Here is a 13,601-nt window from a genome sequence, read left to right as displayed (position 1 = left end):
TTCAGCCTCCCAGGTATGCGCGACGGATGTCTTCGTTGTTCTGCACGCTGGCGGCGCAACCCGAGAAGACGATGCGGCCGGTCTCGATCAGGTAGGCCTCCTGCGCGATGTCGAGGGCCAGGGCTGCGTTCTGTTCGACCAGCAGAATGCTCAGGCCCTCCTTCTCGTTGAGCTGGCGGAAGATCGCGAAGATCTCCGCGACAACCTTGGGCGCCAGACCAAACGACGGCTCGTCGAGCAGCAGCAAGCGAGGGTGCGACATCAAAGCCCTGCCCACGGCAAGCATCTGTTGCTCCCCTCCCGAAAGCAGGCCGGCTTGCTGCAGGCGGCGCGCCTTGAGGATCGGGAAGTACGCGTACATCCGCTCGATGTCGGACGCCAGTTGCTTCTTGTCTTTCTGGAAGATCCCGCCCAGGCGCAGGTTGTCCTCGACACTCAGATGGGTGAAGGTGCCGCGCCCATCGGGCACGTGGCTGATGCCCAGGCGGGCGATGTCCTCCGTGCTCATGCCTGTGAGCGACCGGCCGTCCAGCTCGATGGAACCCTTGCGCGTCAGCAGGCCGCAGATGGCTCTCAGCGCGCTCGTCTTGCCCGCTCCGTTGGCGCCAAGCAGCGCCGTGACGCTGCCGCGCATCACGTCGAGGTCGATGCCGTGCAGCACCGTGATGGCCCCGTAGGAGGCGGACAACTTCTTCACCTGCAGCAGCGGCGTCATTTGGATTCCCCCAGGTATGCCGCGATGACCTCCGGGCTCGCCTGCACCTGGGCAGGTGTCCCGGCGGCGATCCTGCGGCCGAAGTTGAGTGCAACGATCCAGTCCGAGATGCCCATCACCAGGCCCATGTGGTGCTCCACCAGCAACACCGTCAGGTCGAAGTCACGCTGCGTCCCGCGGATGAGCTCGGCCAGGCCCTCGACTTCTTCGTGGTTCAGGCCGCAAGCCGGCTCGTCGAGCAGCAGCAGCCGGGGCTTCATCGCCAGCGCTCGCGCGAACTCCACGCGCTTCTGCGTGCCGAAGGGCAGCTGCGCGACCTTGCGGTGCGCGACGTCGCCCAGTCGCAGATAGGCGATCAGTTCGTTCGCCACGGCAGCCGCTGCGCGGTTGACCTGCCGGCTGCGCCGCAGGCTGAGCATGTCGGCCAGGAGATTGCCGTGCTTGCGCGTATGGCAGCCGATGAGGATGTTCTCGAACACGGTCGCACTCGGGAACAGCGCGAGGTTCTGGAACGTGCGTCCGATGCCGCGTGCCGCCATCGCATGGGCCGGCAGGTCCAGGATGGAAAGGCCGTCGAGTTCGATGCCGCCGGAAGTGGTCTCGTACAGTCTGCTCAGGCAGTTGAACAGCGTGGTCTTTCCCGCGCCGTTGGGCCCGATGAGTCCAACGATCTTCTGCTTGGGCACATCGAAGCTCACTTGATCGAGCGCGACGATGCCGCCAAACCTGACGACCACGTCGCGCACACGCAGCAGCGGTGCGTTCGGGTCGGGCCGGGTGATCGATTCCAGGGAAGGGTTCATGGCATTCGCACACACGCGCAGCGCACGGCTTCGCAGGCGGAAGCCCACATGCACCGGTTGCATTCGCGTTGGCTTCCTCCTTGCAGAGAAAGCTTGTCTCTTCGTTGTTCGGTGCCGGAACTTTAGGCCGCGCGCACTGCTGGAACAATGCACAAATAATCTGCCTTGTCTTTAGTTCTATTGAAACGACCCTGCCCTTTTTCACCCTCGACGCCGCGGGGTTCATGGGTGTCGTTCGTGCAGCGATACGCAAGGCTTCGGCGCGTTGAAATGACGAGGGACTTCCGCCCCAGGGAGATGCCGAGAGCGTTCCCTTCGCCCGCGGATTCAGCTGGGAAAAATCGTGGCTGCGCAGATGACTGCGCGCCCTGCGCTCACGCGCACGAATTCAGGCGCGCTCGTGCTGAACGTCGTTCTGGAGCGCCTCGCGCAACATCGCGATCAGCGCGCGCAACGCGCTGGAAACATGCCGGTGGCCGGAGTAGTAGAGGCACAGGCCTGGATATGCCGGGCACCACGCATCCAGCACACGCTCGAGTCGCCCGTCGCTCAGCGCGCTGGCTGCGAGGTGATCGGGCACGAAGGCGATGCCGATGCCGTCGATGGCTGCATCGACCATCAAGGGCTGGTCGGTCAGGGTGAGCGGACCGTTGACGTTGACGGTCTCGGCATTCCCGTGGCGCTCGAACTCCCAGCGATAGATCGCGCCGCTGTCGAAGCGGAAGCGGATGCAGTCATGCCCATGCAGATCCTGCGGCACGGCAGGTCGTCCACGTGCCGCCAGATAGCCCGGCGAAGCCACCGCGGCGAAACGCACCGGCGCACCCACGCGGATCGACACCATGTCCTGGGGAACGGCCTCCGCCAGCCGGATGCCCGCATCGAAACCGTGGGCCACGATGTCGCTGAGCTTTCCGTCGCACACGATGTCGAGGTGAACCTGCGGGTTCTCGCGCAGAAAGCGTGCCAGCACCGGTTGCAGCACCAGGCGGACCGCGCCTTCGCTGGAATTGATCCGCAGGGTGCCGCTCGGGATGCCGCCGAAGCTGTCGATCTCCTGCAGGGCGCCGGCCACTGACGAGAGTGCGGGCCGCAGCGTGGCCGCCAATCGCTCCCCTGCATCGGTCAGCGACACGCTGCGCGTGGTCCGGTTGAGCAGCCTGACCGACAGGCGCTGCTCCAGCACCTTGATGGAATGGCTCACCGCGGATGCGGTGATGCCGAGTTCCTTTCCTGCCTCGCGAAAGCTGGCATGCGCCGCGACGGCAAGGAACACATTCAGGGAGAGCAGGTCACAGCCCTTGAATTGATGAATGGGATTCACCGGCACAACAAGAATTGATGGGATTGTTTTGATCGTACGGTCTTCCTAGACTGAATGCACGATTCACTCGCAGGTACTCATTCATGTCCCAGAAGATCTTGATGACGGGCGCAAGCTCGGGTTTCGGCCGCGGCACGGCCATTGCATTGGCGCGGCTCGGCCACAAGGTGGTGGCCGGCGCTGAAACATGGCCGCAGGTTCGCGAACTGCGTGCCGATGCGGCCGAAGCAGGCGTCGAGTTGGAGGTGATCAAGCTCAACCTGCTCGACAAGATCGATATCGCCCACGCGGGTTCCTTCGATCCTGACGTGCTGGTGCTCAACGCCGGCGTCATGGAGGCCGGGCCCATCACCGACATCCCGATGCAGCGGGCGCGCGAGTCGTTCGACATCAACGTGTTCGGGCACCTCGAACTGGTCCAGGCCATCGTGCCCAAGATGGTGGCCCGCCGCGCCGGCAAGGTGGTGTGGACCTCGTCCATGGGCGGCATCCTGGTGGTGCCGTTCCTCGGCATCTACTGCGCGACCAAGCACGCGATCGAGGCCATCGCCGGCTCGATGAAGGTCGAGCTCGCGCCCTTCGGAGTCAAGGTGGCCACCGTCAACCCGGGCGCCTTCCTCACCGGGTTCAACGACACGGGCGTGGAAAGCCATGTCCAGTGGTACGACCCCAAGACTGCGGTCGTTCCGATGCCCGACTTCACAGAAGGCCTGGCCAACCAGGAAGACCCGCAGGAAATGATCGACGCGATGGTCGAGATCATCCCCGCCAAGGAACACCTGTATCGCACGATGCGCCCGTTCGCGACCGTCGACGTGGCCAAGCAATGGCAGGAGACGGAGTGGACCCAGAATGCCTGACATCGCCATCGACGAGGCGCATCGCATCGTGGCCCGCGGCCGCCAGGCGGCCAAGGATGCAGGCCTCAATGCGGTGTTCGCGATCCTGGATCGCGGCGCCAACCTCGTGACCTTCTCGCGCATGGACGATGCATGGCTGGCGTCGAACGAACTGGCGCTGGCCAAGGCGCGCGCGTCGGTGATGTTCCGCATGCCCAGCGAATCGCTGAACGCACCGCCGCAGGTAGGAGCCCCGGTCCCGCACTTCGACCACGTCCATGCAGGGGGCCTGCTGTTGATGGGCGGCGGCCTGCCGATCTTCGACGCGGAGGGGGCACTGACCGGAGCGCTCGGGGTGTCCGGTGGAACGCCGGAACAGGACGCCGCCCTCGCCAGAGCGGCCGTGGCCTGAGGCGTGATGCAGCGCCTCCCCGCGCCGGACCTTCGGATGAACACGGCCGAGACCTACTTCCATGCGGAGCGATGGGGTGGCCTGATGTTCGTCGCCGTCGCGGTGACCGCGATCGCCGTGGCCGCATGGACCTGGCGCCACAGCGCGTTCTGGCGCGGTGCGGCGGGCCCGCTTGTCTTGGCGGCGCTGGTCCAGCTGGGTGTCGGCGGCTCCGTCTGGTGGCGCAGCCCGCAAGACCTCGCGCGCGTCCAGCACATCGTCGCGAACGAGCGGGTGCGCCTGGGCATCGAGGAAATTCCTCGCATGCAGGTCGTCATGAACGAATTTGCGAGGAATCGCTGGATCGAGTTCGCGCTCGCCGCAGCCGGGATCCTGCTCGTCATCCTGGCGCCGCAGAGCTCCGTCTGGCAAGGCGCGGGAGCTGGTCTTGCGGTGCAGGCGGCAATGATCTTCCTTCTCGACGGCAGCGCGGAACGGCGAGCTGCCGGCTACCTCTCCTGGCTGCAGTCGCTCTGAACCCGTACGGGCAAGGAGTCCAGCAGGCCGCCATCGTGCTCAGGCCCGCTGCGCGAAACGCCACGCCAGTTCAGCCATCGGCCGCACACCCCCGGCCTCGGCCTGCGCGCTCGACGCCGTGCCCGCCTCGACCCGCTTGGCGATGCCCTGCAGGATCGCCGCCATGCGGAACAGGTTGTAGGCCAGGTAGAAATTCCAATCGGGCGCCAGCGCCTCGGGCGTCGTGATGCCGGTGCGATCGCAGTACCTGCGGATGTAATCGCTCTCGGTCGGAATGCCCAGGCGCTCCAGGTCGAGTCCGCCGATGCCGCGAAACATCCGGGGCGTGATGTGCCACGACATGCAGTGGTAGCTGAAGTCCGCGAGCGGATGGCCGAGCGTGGACAACTCCCAGTCAAGCACGGCGATCGCACGTGGCTCGGTGGGGTGGAAGATCAGGTTGTCGAGGCGGAAGTCGCCGTGCGCGATCGAGACCATCCGTTCATCGCGAGCGCTTTCGGGCACGTGCGCCGGCAACCAGGCCATCAACCGGTCCATCTCGGGAATCTCCTGAGTGGCGGATGCAACGTACTGCTTGCTCCAGCGGCCGATCTGGCGCTCGACATAGTTGCCGGGCCTTCCGAAATCGGCGAGGCCGTGCTCCGCGAACTTCACCGCATGCAGGGCGGCGATCACGCGGTTCATCTCGTCGTAGATCGCTGCGCGCTCAACGTTGCTCATGCCTGGCAGAGACTGGTCCCACAGCACGCGGCCCTGGACGAACTCCATGATGCAGAACGCACGGCCGATGACCGACTCGTCTTCGCACAGGCAGTACACGCGCGGCACCGGCACGGCGGTACCGGCAAGGCCGCTCATGACCTTGAACTCACGCTCCACCGCATGCGCAGAAGGCAGCAGCTTCGCCGCGGGGCCCGGCTTGGCGCGCATCACGTAGCTTCGCGTGGGCGTCACCAGTTTGTAAGTTGGGTTGGATTGCCCGCCCTTGAACATCTCTACCGCGAGGGGGCCGGTGAAACCTTCGAGGTTGCTTTCGAGCCAGGCAGCGAGCGCGTTCACATCGAATCGATGCTGCGGGGAAATGGCACGTGTGCCGGCGAAATTCTTGGCGTCCTGGGTCATGTCTCTCCAATGGTCTTGGTCGGCGCAGCTCGTGCGGCTCAACGCCCCTGAAAGCTCGGCGCGCGCTTTTCGGCGAAGGCACGGCGCCCTTCGATCCGATCGTCGGAATCGCGCAGGTTGCCGAAGCTCTGCTGCTCCAATTCGAGGCCGGCCGTCAACGGCAACTCGCGGCCGACCTGGGCGAGCCTCTTGGCAGTGACCACGGCCAGGGGTGCATTCGAGGCGATGCGCTGCGCGATCGACCGCGCAGCCGCCGCGAGATCCGGTGGCGCAACCACCCGGCTAACCAGGCCAATGCGCAACGCCTCCTGGGCGTCGATGCGCTCGCCGGTCAACAGCAGCAGCATCGCGTCCGACTGGCCCACCGCGCGCACGATGCGCTGCGTACCACCGCCGGCCGGGATGCTCCCGATGCAGACCTCCGGCAGGCCGAATACCGCGGTGCTCGCAGCGATCCGGATGTCGCAGAGCATCGCCATCTCGAGCCCGCCTCCCAACGCGAAGCCGTTGATCGCCGCGATCATCGGCTTGGGCGTCTGCAGGGTCGAGACCGGCGGAAGGCTGGCCCGCGAACCGAAATGCAGTTCAGCAAAGCTCTCTGCGGGCGGCATGGTCTTCTTCAGATCGGCGCCGGTACAGAAGGCCCGTTCGCCCGCTCCCGTGAGAATGCCGACCCGCACGTCCTTGCGGACCGATATCTCGTTCCAGGCTTCGTGCAACTGCGCGGCGGACTCCGGGTCGATCGCGTTCATCGCTTCCGGGCGATTCAGGGTCACGGTGGCAATGAAATCGCGCACCTCGAGCGTCACAGGCATGTCGTGTCTCCTTCGTCGTCGTGAGCGATCCCGGCGGCACGCAACACCTCGCGGGTGTGCTCGCCCACGAGCGGCGCGGGACGTCGGGCGCGCGGCACCTCGCCCACCGCGCGCAACGGCGTCCCGGGCAGGGTCAGTTCGCCAGCAATCGGATGGCGTACCGTCTCGGACAACCTCGCATCCGTGAATGCCGGCGAGGCGATGACTTCCGAGTAGTCGTTGATCGGCGCGCAGATGATGTCCACCGCCTCGAAGCGCTTCAGCCATTCGGCGCGCGGGCGGCGCGTCATGCGCTCTTCCAGCAACTGCACCAGCTCGCGACGGTGCGCAATGCGGCCCGACAGTTCGCGAAAGCGTGGGTCGGTCAGCAACCCGGGGCATTCGAGGACACCGCACAGCGCCTCCCAGCGCGACGGGTGGTAGGCGGCAAGCATGATCCAGCCATCCGCACAACGCAGCGCCTCGTTGGGCGCGGCATAGGGCGCGGCGCTGCCGATGCGCGCCGGGGGAACCCCGTCGGCGAAGTAGCTGGCGAAACTCATCTGCTGCAACGCGATGGCGGACGCGAACATGCTGGCGTCGATCCATTGGCCTTCGCGATCGCCCTCTCCCTCACGTCGGCGCCGCGCCAGCGCTCCCAGCACGCCGATGGCGGCGACGTAGCCGGTCACCATGTCGACGACCGGCACCTGCACCTTGCATGGTGGCGCCTCCGGCAAGCCCGTCACGCTCATCAGGCCGGAGACCGCCTGCAGCACGCCATCAACGCCTGGCTTGTGCTGCCACGTCCCCTCCTGCCCGTAAGCGGAGACGGAGCAATAGATGACGCCCGGATTGCGTTGCCGCACATCCTCGTAGCCCAGCCCGAGCCGCTGCATCACGCCGGGACGGAAGCTCTCGACCACCACGTCCGCGTCGGCGGCGAGCTGGAGCGCCGCTTCGCGCTGCTGCGGATTCTTGAGGTCGAGCGCCACGCTGCGCTTGTTGCCGTTGAGCGCCATGAATCCGAGGCTCTGCCCCTGGACGAAGGGCGCCAAGGCGCGGCATAGCTCGCCCGTGGGCGTCTCTATCTTGACGACATCCGCGCCGAGGTCGGCGAGTGTCTGCGTGCACACCGGTCCTGCGGCGACCTGGGTGAAGTCGATGACGCGGATGCCGTTGAGGGAGTCTCCAAGCATGTCGGTTCGTCTCCTCGGTCAGCCGCCGCGAAGGTTGTTCGCGCGGATCACCTTCGTCCACTTGGCGGTGTCCTCCCTGAGTGCCTTCTCCGCCTCGGCGGGCGACAGCAGCATCGGCTCGAAGCCGCTCTTGAGCAGGGACTCGGTCAGCGCCGGGGTGCGCAGCGTCTTGTCCACGGCATCGCGCAGCTGCGCGATGACCGCTTGGGGCGTGCCGGTCGGCACGGTCACATGCCACCAGTAACCGGCATTGAAGCCCGGCACCCCGCTCTCGCTGATCGTGGGGATCTCGGGCGCCAGGGCGGAGCGCTGCGCGGTCGCGACGCCGAGGATCTTCAGCTTGCCCTGGCGTGCGAACGGCAAGGCCGAAGGCAGGCCCAGCATGGCGAGCGGCACGTGACCTCCGACCAGATCGGTCAGCGCCTGCGAGGTGCCCTTGTATGGCACATGCACCAGCGGAAGGCCCGCCATCTCGCCCAGGTAGATGCCTGCCAGATGGTGCGGCGAGGCGGTCCCGGGCGAGGCATAGGCCAGGGGTTGCGCCCCCTTTGCGCGCCCGGCGGCGAGCAGTTCCTGCAGGGTCTTGGCAGGAATGCTCGGGCCGGCAGCCAGCACGATCGGCACGGTCGCCAGCGTGGCCACGAAGGCCAGGTCGGCCGAGGGATTGAACGCCAGCCTGTCGTACAGAAGGGGCAGCAGCGGGTCGCTGGTGCCGCCGACGCCGACGGTGTAGCCATCGGGGCGGGACCGCGCCAGCTCGCCCAGGCCGATGGTGGTGCCCGCGCCGGCCTTGTTGTCCACCACGAAGGGCTGTCCCATGAGCGTGGCGACACGCTCGAACACGGCGCGAGCCACGGTGTCGGTGCCACCACCGGGCGGATACGGCACGATCAGGCGCACGGGCTTCGACGGATAGTTGTCTGCCCGCACGGACGCTGCCGGTGCCAGCAGCGCGGCGGCGGCTGCCAACGTGAACTCTCTTCTTTTCATGTTGTCTCCTTTCCTTGTGAGGCCGGTGTCAGACCGATGCGCTGCTCAGGCTGCGCCCGCCGCACACGTACAACACCTGCCCCGTCACATAGCTGGATGCGGGCGAAGCGAAAAAGCGCACCGCGTTGGCGACATCTTCGGCCTGGCCGATGCGCTGCATGGGAACGGTGCGCTTCAGGTCTTCCTGGGCCTGGGCCGCGAGCGTGCCGAACAGCGGGGTTTCCACGATCCCCGGCGCAATGGCATTGGCCGTGACGCCGCTGCGCGCGAACTCCAGCGCCAGGCTGCGGGTCAGGCTGACGACGCCGCCCTTGGACGCCGAGTAGCTGGCTTGGCCGCGGTTGCCCAGCCAGGCGCGCGAAGACAGGTTGATGATTCGGCCGAACTTCTGCGCGACCATCGTCGGAAGCACCGCCTTGCAGCAGATGAATTGCGAGGTCAGGTTGGTCTCGATGACACGCTGCCAGAAGTCGAGCTCCATCTTCGTGACGAGCTTGTCGCCGCCGATGCCCGCGTTGTTGACGAGCACGTCGATGCGCCCGTTGCGCTCCAGCAGCTCGGCGCTGGCGGCCTGGACGTCCTCTGGCGACGTCACGCTCACGCGACGCGCGGACACCTCAGCGCCCTCTGCCATGAGCTGTTCGGTCGCGGCATGGAGTGCGTCTGCGTCAATGTCCCACAGCGCAATGCGGCATCCGGCCTCGGCCAGGCTTCGGGCGATGCCCAGGCCGATGCCCCGGGCGCCGCCCGTCACGATGGCGGTCAGGCCGGTCAGCTCGTTGGGGATGATGTGGTCTGTCATCACGGGCTCCTTCTTCAGGCGGCGAGGATGTGAATGGAACACGCGGCATGGTCCACACCCCAGATGCCGCCCCCCGTCACCTGGCTCAGCCCGAGGCGAGCGCCCTGCACCTGCCGCTTGCCGGCGCGCTGCTGCAGCTGCTCGCACAGTTCGACGATCTGCGCGACACCCGTGGCGCCCGGCGGATGCCCCTTGGCCAGCAAACCGCCGCTCGCGTTCACGGGAATGCGCCCGCCGAGCGTCGTGGCGCCGCTGGCCAGCAGTTCTGGCCCTTCCCCGGGCTCACACAGGCCGAGTGCCTCGTAGTACAGCAGCTCGGAAATGGTGAAGGCATCGTGCAGCTCAATCAGGCTGAGATCGCCAGCGCCGACACCAGCCTGCTCGTACGCCAGCCGCGCCGCGCGCCGCGTGATTTCCGCCTCGGTCATGTCCACCTGGTGGATCTCGAACAGGCCCGACTGCACCACCGAGGCCAGCACACGCACCGGCTTCGCCGTGCCCCGGGAAGGCCGTGTGCTGAGCACCAGTGCGGCAGCGCCGTCCACCACGCCCGGGCAGCACTGCAGCAGCGTCAGCGGATCGGCCACGATGCGTGAAGCCAGCACCTCTTCGCGCGTCACGGGGCGGCAGAAGGTCGCGATGGGGTTGAGCATGCCGTGGCGCCGGTTCTTCACCGCCACATCGGCCAACACCTCGGCCGGAACGCCGCGCTCGTGCATGTAGCGCTTCGCGCGCATCGCGTAGAGCGCGGGCATGATCATGCCGCGCCGGTTGTTCCAGTCGCGCTCGTTCATGGGCAGCGCGCCGCCGCCGAGACCGCTCAGGTGGTCCATGCCGAAGACCAGCACCGTCTCGTACTGTCCGGCACGCAGCGCCTGCAGCGCCAGGTGAAACGCGGTGGCCCCGCTCGAGCAGGCGTTGTCGATGTTGTAGACGGCTTCGCCGCCGGTGCCCAGCTCGCGCAGCGCGCGCTGCCCGGGCAGGTGGCCGCCGAGGGCGTTGCCGCAGTAAAAGGCCTGCACATCGCGCATGCCCACACCCGCGTCCTTCAACGCGGACAGGATGGCGGCCTGCGCGAGCGCCTCTTCGTTGAGATGCGCAAAGCGGCCGAAGTCGGAGATGCCGACACCGGTGATCAACGGCTCGTTCATGCTGCGGCTCCCTTCAGCGGCGCAAAGGCGTAATCCGGCGTGCCATCCGCGAGTTCGAACGCGACGGCATGCACCAGGTCACCGATGGCGGGCTCGCGGCCCTCGGGCCAGGCCAGGCGCCCAAACACCCGCAGGCCGTTGGCAAAGTCGACCATGCCCAGCGCATACGCGGCCGCCTTGGCGGGGTGAACCGTGGTGAAGGTGTACAGACGCCCGCTGGCGCCCATGGAGACCGGCTCCGCGGCCTCTCCGGCCTGGAGAAACTCGGGTGGTGGGAAGCGCAACTCGCCGGTGTCGCGATAGCGCGCCCCCAGCAGCGTCACGCCGTCCGCATCATTGCGGAAGTGAGGTTCAGGGTACTTGGTGATTTCCATGTCTTGCCTCGTCGTTTTAGATTGGCTAGATTTCAGTTTATGTAGCTGCCCATCCTCAAACAAGGCAGTTTTTTCCTTCGCACCTTTTAGAAGTACTAAATCAAATGAACCGTAGCCGCCTGCCCCTTCTCGGCCTGCGAGCCTTTGAAGCCACCGCGCGCCATCAAAGCGTCTCGAATGCGGCAGCGGAGTTGTGCGTTACGCCCGGCGCGGTGAGTCAGCAAGTCAAGCTGCTCGAGGAAGTCGTGGGCGTTCCGCTGCTGCGGCGCAAGGGCCGCTCGGTCGAACTGACGGACGCGGGCCAGGTGCTGCGGCCCGCGCTCACGCAGGCATTTCAGACGATCGAACTGACGCTGAACGCCATCGCTCGCGGGCCGCGTCACGACACGCTCAAGCTGTGCCTGCTGCCCACGCTCGCAGAGAAGTGGCTGGTGCCCCGCCTGTCCCGTTTCCACGGGGCGCATCCCGAGCTGGACATCCAGCTCATGACGAGCTTTCGCGAAATCCGCTTTGAAGCCGAGGACGTGGACATGGCCTCGTTCATGGGAACCGATGTACCTCCAGGCCTTGACGGTCTGAGGTTGTTCGACGACGCCTTCCAACCCGTCTGCAGCCCCGCGTTCCTGCGTGACACATGCCCGCTCGCGACACCCGCCGACCTGTCGAAGGCGACGCTCCTGCATTCCGTGCGTCGCATGGACGACTGGCAACGCTGGCTCGACCACGCCGGGTTGACGAAGCTCAAGCCCAAGCGCCGCTTGTCGTTCGAGAACTCCTCGCTGGCGATCCAGGGGGCTGTCGATGGGCTGGGTGTCGCCATCGTCCAGCGCGCCTACGCTGTGGAGTTGCTCAAGGTCGGCACACTCGTCGCCCCCTTCGACCTGGTCGCGCGCAGCGACAACGGCTACTACCTCGTGTGGTCCACGGCGCGTGCGGCAACACCGGCCTTCGGATCCTTTCTTCAATGGATCCGGCAGGAGGTGCGAAACAGCACCACCTGAGCGCTAGGGCGCGATCGTCCTGGTGATGGCGGCGAGCATCGCCTCGCGATGGCGATCCAGCAGCCGGTCGTGATTGGCGTTGAAGTTGCGCAGTGCGAGCGTGAGCAGCCGGGGCGCATCGGCGGCGGGGATTCCACAATCGTGCAAGTCAGTCCGCCACCCTTGCGCCTGGAAGTTGCGAGCCACTTGGGCCGCGACCTGCTCGGCCGCCTCGGTGCCGTTGCCGTTCGATGGCAGTTCCATGCCCAGTGCCTCGCCCATCGCGTGTAGCACCTCGGGCACCGCCGCGCCCAGTTCACGGATCATGGCCGGTGCAAAGGCCGCATAGCCGCGCGATTGCGTCACCCCTTCGTAGTGGTTGAAGACGCCGACGGCGGATGCGTAAGCCGCGCGCGCCAGAAGCTGGCACGACCAGGGCCGCCCGCCATCTTCCTCGTCGCGGTTTTGCAGCAACGCAGCAGCGCACAGGTCGATCCGGGCAGCCGCATCGTCCGCTTCGCCCAGCTTCGGATAAGCGTGTCGTGCCAGCTCCCACGCGTGACGTCGACTGGCCTGGACCAGCGGGTTGGCTGTGCGCACGGCCCCCATGCACATCAAGGCCCACCAGTAGATCTCGAAGCTCGTGGAGCGCGCGAGCGCCGCCGGCGCAGTGGCCAGCGCCCTCGTGTCCCAGAACACCGCGCGTGGTCGGGTCTTCGGATCGAAAAATTCCAGGTGATGCGCCGATCCACGATAGCGCGCTGCCGAACCGCCACGGTTCTGCGCCGAGGTTGGCGAGGTCAGCACATTGAAGATGGGCATCTTCGGCGCAGCCAGGCGCTGACTCACCGGCGGCTCGTCATCGCGATGGACCGTTGCCATTTCCAGCAGGGAACGGTTCTCCCCGAGCAACATGGCAACGATGCGCACGCCCTTGATCACGCTGCCTGCACCGACAGCAATGAGCGCATCGGCCTGCACCTCGCGCGCCTTCGCAGCAGCCTCCTCGAGGCACTCCGCAGGCGCGCCTTCGGAGATGCCCGAGAAGATGCCGACGATGCGGCCACCCGCCAAGGTTTCGATCACTTGCGTGAGCCCGGTGCGCTCACGGACGCTGCGCCCGCACAGGATCAGCGCACGGGAGGCGCCGGCGCGCTGGAGTTCCCGGGGGAGTTCAATCAGCGCATCCGTCCCCGAGTAAATTCTCAGCGGATAGGTTCGGGCGTGAAAGTCGTGAATGGCCGGTTCGTCAAAGGACATGTCGAAGCTTTGGGCGGTGGAGGATGTCGCCCAAGGTTAGAGACGGTCATGCCGGTCCACAATGCATATTCCATCGCTTGATCATTGAGTTCGCCTAAGGATTGCCGTCCAGTCCGCCGTGCAGTTTCTGCATGTGCGGCTCTCCTGAACGTCGGGCGAATGGCGCGCCCCGCGTTGGCGATCCATCTTTCATCTCGATAGAACCTATCTGGAAAAACAGGCTGTTCCGATGGATGGAGCGCCCCTACTCTTCGGACACGCAGATCGCCGACGTGGGCGCCCTGCTGACAACCATCCCAACCCCCTACGTCCAGAAGAGA

15 protein-coding genes are annotated in these 13,601 nt (G+C 66.3%); 4 read left to right on the top strand and 11 right to left on the bottom strand.

Annotated elements, in window-relative coordinates; all coding sequences use genetic code 11:
- Nucleotide 1: 1 nt before the first annotated feature.
- The 3 genes from AC07OH_RS06305 to AC07OH_RS06295 all read right to left on the bottom strand — a co-directional run bounded on the left by AC07OH_RS06305 (nucleotide 2) and on the right by AC07OH_RS06295 (nucleotide 2,842).
- The gene (locus AC07OH_RS06305) at nucleotides 2-715 is read right to left on the bottom strand and encodes an ABC transporter ATP-binding protein (RefSeq protein WP_495299983.1); all 714 of its coding nucleotides are present in this window, start codon (nucleotides 713-715) and stop codon (nucleotides 2-4) included.
- Nucleotides 712-1,518 (bottom strand): ABC transporter ATP-binding protein, encoded by an 807-nt coding sequence (locus AC07OH_RS06300; protein WP_159276182.1) that lies wholly within the window; start codon nucleotides 1,516-1,518, stop codon nucleotides 712-714. The genes AC07OH_RS06305 and AC07OH_RS06300 overlap by 4 nt, the downstream gene beginning before the upstream one ends.
- Nucleotides 1,519-1,906: 388 nt before the next feature.
- Nucleotides 1,907-2,842 (bottom strand): LysR family transcriptional regulator, encoded by a 936-nt coding sequence (locus AC07OH_RS06295; RefSeq protein ID WP_495299982.1) that lies wholly within the window; start codon nucleotides 2,840-2,842, stop codon nucleotides 1,907-1,909.
- Nucleotides 2,843-2,925: 83 nt separating this feature from the next.
- Between AC07OH_RS06295 and AC07OH_RS06290 the strand changes: the two genes are divergently transcribed.
- From AC07OH_RS06290 to AC07OH_RS06280, 3 genes are read left to right on the top strand one after another with little or no spacing between them, the layout of a single operon-like run.
- Nucleotides 2,926-3,702: an SDR family oxidoreductase gene (locus tag AC07OH_RS06290; protein ID WP_062482489.1), complete on the top strand. Its 777-nt coding sequence runs from the start codon at nucleotides 2,926-2,928 to the stop codon at nucleotides 3,700-3,702.
- Nucleotides 3,695-4,093, top strand: a complete 399-nt coding sequence (locus AC07OH_RS06285) for a GlcG/HbpS family heme-binding protein (RefSeq protein ID WP_495299981.1) — start codon at nucleotides 3,695-3,697, stop codon at nucleotides 4,091-4,093. The genes AC07OH_RS06290 and AC07OH_RS06285 overlap by 8 nt, the downstream gene beginning before the upstream one ends.
- A gap of 36 nt (nucleotides 4,094-4,129) precedes the next feature.
- Entirely contained in the window at nucleotides 4,130-4,609 is a 480-nt protein-coding gene (locus AC07OH_RS06280; RefSeq protein WP_139702312.1) for a hypothetical protein, read from the top strand.
- Nucleotides 4,610-4,648: 39 nt separating this feature from the next.
- Here the strand turns inward: AC07OH_RS06280 and AC07OH_RS06275 are convergent, their stop codons facing one another.
- From AC07OH_RS06275 to AC07OH_RS06245, 7 genes are read right to left on the bottom strand one after another with little or no spacing between them, the layout of a single operon-like run.
- A complete protein-coding gene (locus AC07OH_RS06275) occupies nucleotides 4,649-5,731 on the bottom strand; it encodes a phosphotransferase (protein ID WP_495299980.1) in 1,083 nt (360 codons plus the stop codon).
- A 38-nt stretch (nucleotides 5,732-5,769) separates the two neighbouring features.
- Nucleotides 5,770-6,546: an enoyl-CoA hydratase/isomerase family protein gene (locus tag AC07OH_RS06270; RefSeq protein WP_495299979.1), complete on the bottom strand. Its 777-nt coding sequence runs from the start codon at nucleotides 6,544-6,546 to the stop codon at nucleotides 5,770-5,772.
- The gene (locus AC07OH_RS06265; RefSeq protein ID WP_495299978.1) at nucleotides 6,537-7,724 is read right to left on the bottom strand and encodes a CaiB/BaiF CoA transferase family protein; all 1,188 of its coding nucleotides are present in this window, start codon (nucleotides 7,722-7,724) and stop codon (nucleotides 6,537-6,539) included. The genes AC07OH_RS06270 and AC07OH_RS06265 overlap by 10 nt, the downstream gene beginning before the upstream one ends.
- An 18-nt stretch (nucleotides 7,725-7,742) precedes the next feature.
- Nucleotides 7,743-8,714: a Bug family tripartite tricarboxylate transporter substrate binding protein gene (locus tag AC07OH_RS06260; protein ID WP_495299977.1), complete on the bottom strand. Its 972-nt coding sequence runs from the start codon at nucleotides 8,712-8,714 to the stop codon at nucleotides 7,743-7,745.
- Between the two features lie 28 nt (nucleotides 8,715-8,742).
- Complete coding sequence (locus AC07OH_RS06255) at nucleotides 8,743-9,516, bottom strand: SDR family NAD(P)-dependent oxidoreductase (protein WP_495299976.1); 774 nt, start codon at nucleotides 9,514-9,516, stop codon at nucleotides 8,743-8,745.
- A gap of 14 nt (nucleotides 9,517-9,530) precedes the next feature.
- On the bottom strand, nucleotides 9,531-10,667 hold the full coding sequence (locus AC07OH_RS06250) for a thiolase family protein (RefSeq protein WP_495299975.1): 1,137 nt from the start codon (nucleotides 10,665-10,667) through the stop codon (nucleotides 9,531-9,533).
- Nucleotides 10,664-11,041, bottom strand: coding sequence for a Zn-ribbon domain-containing OB-fold protein (locus AC07OH_RS06245; RefSeq protein WP_495299974.1), 378 nt, complete (start codon nucleotides 11,039-11,041; stop codon nucleotides 10,664-10,666). Before AC07OH_RS06245 ends, AC07OH_RS06250 begins: the two co-directional genes overlap by 4 nt.
- A gap of 104 nt (nucleotides 11,042-11,145) precedes the next feature.
- Between AC07OH_RS06245 and gcvA the strand changes: the two genes are divergently transcribed.
- Complete coding sequence (gene gcvA / locus AC07OH_RS06240) at nucleotides 11,146-12,042, top strand: transcriptional regulator GcvA (RefSeq protein WP_495299973.1); 897 nt, start codon at nucleotides 11,146-11,148, stop codon at nucleotides 12,040-12,042.
- 3 nt (nucleotides 12,043-12,045) lie between these two features.
- Here gcvA and AC07OH_RS06235 read toward each other — a convergent pair whose 3' ends face one another.
- Complete coding sequence (locus AC07OH_RS06235; RefSeq protein ID WP_495299972.1) at nucleotides 12,046-13,281, bottom strand: iron-containing alcohol dehydrogenase; 1,236 nt, start codon at nucleotides 13,279-13,281, stop codon at nucleotides 12,046-12,048.
- Between the last annotated feature and the right edge of the window lie 320 nt (nucleotides 13,282-13,601).

Source organism: Variovorax sp. GW821-FHT10C12 (genome assembly GCF_059415405.1).
Note: the sequence above shows the minus strand (reverse complement) of the source record. Positions and strands in the feature narration are given on the sequence as shown.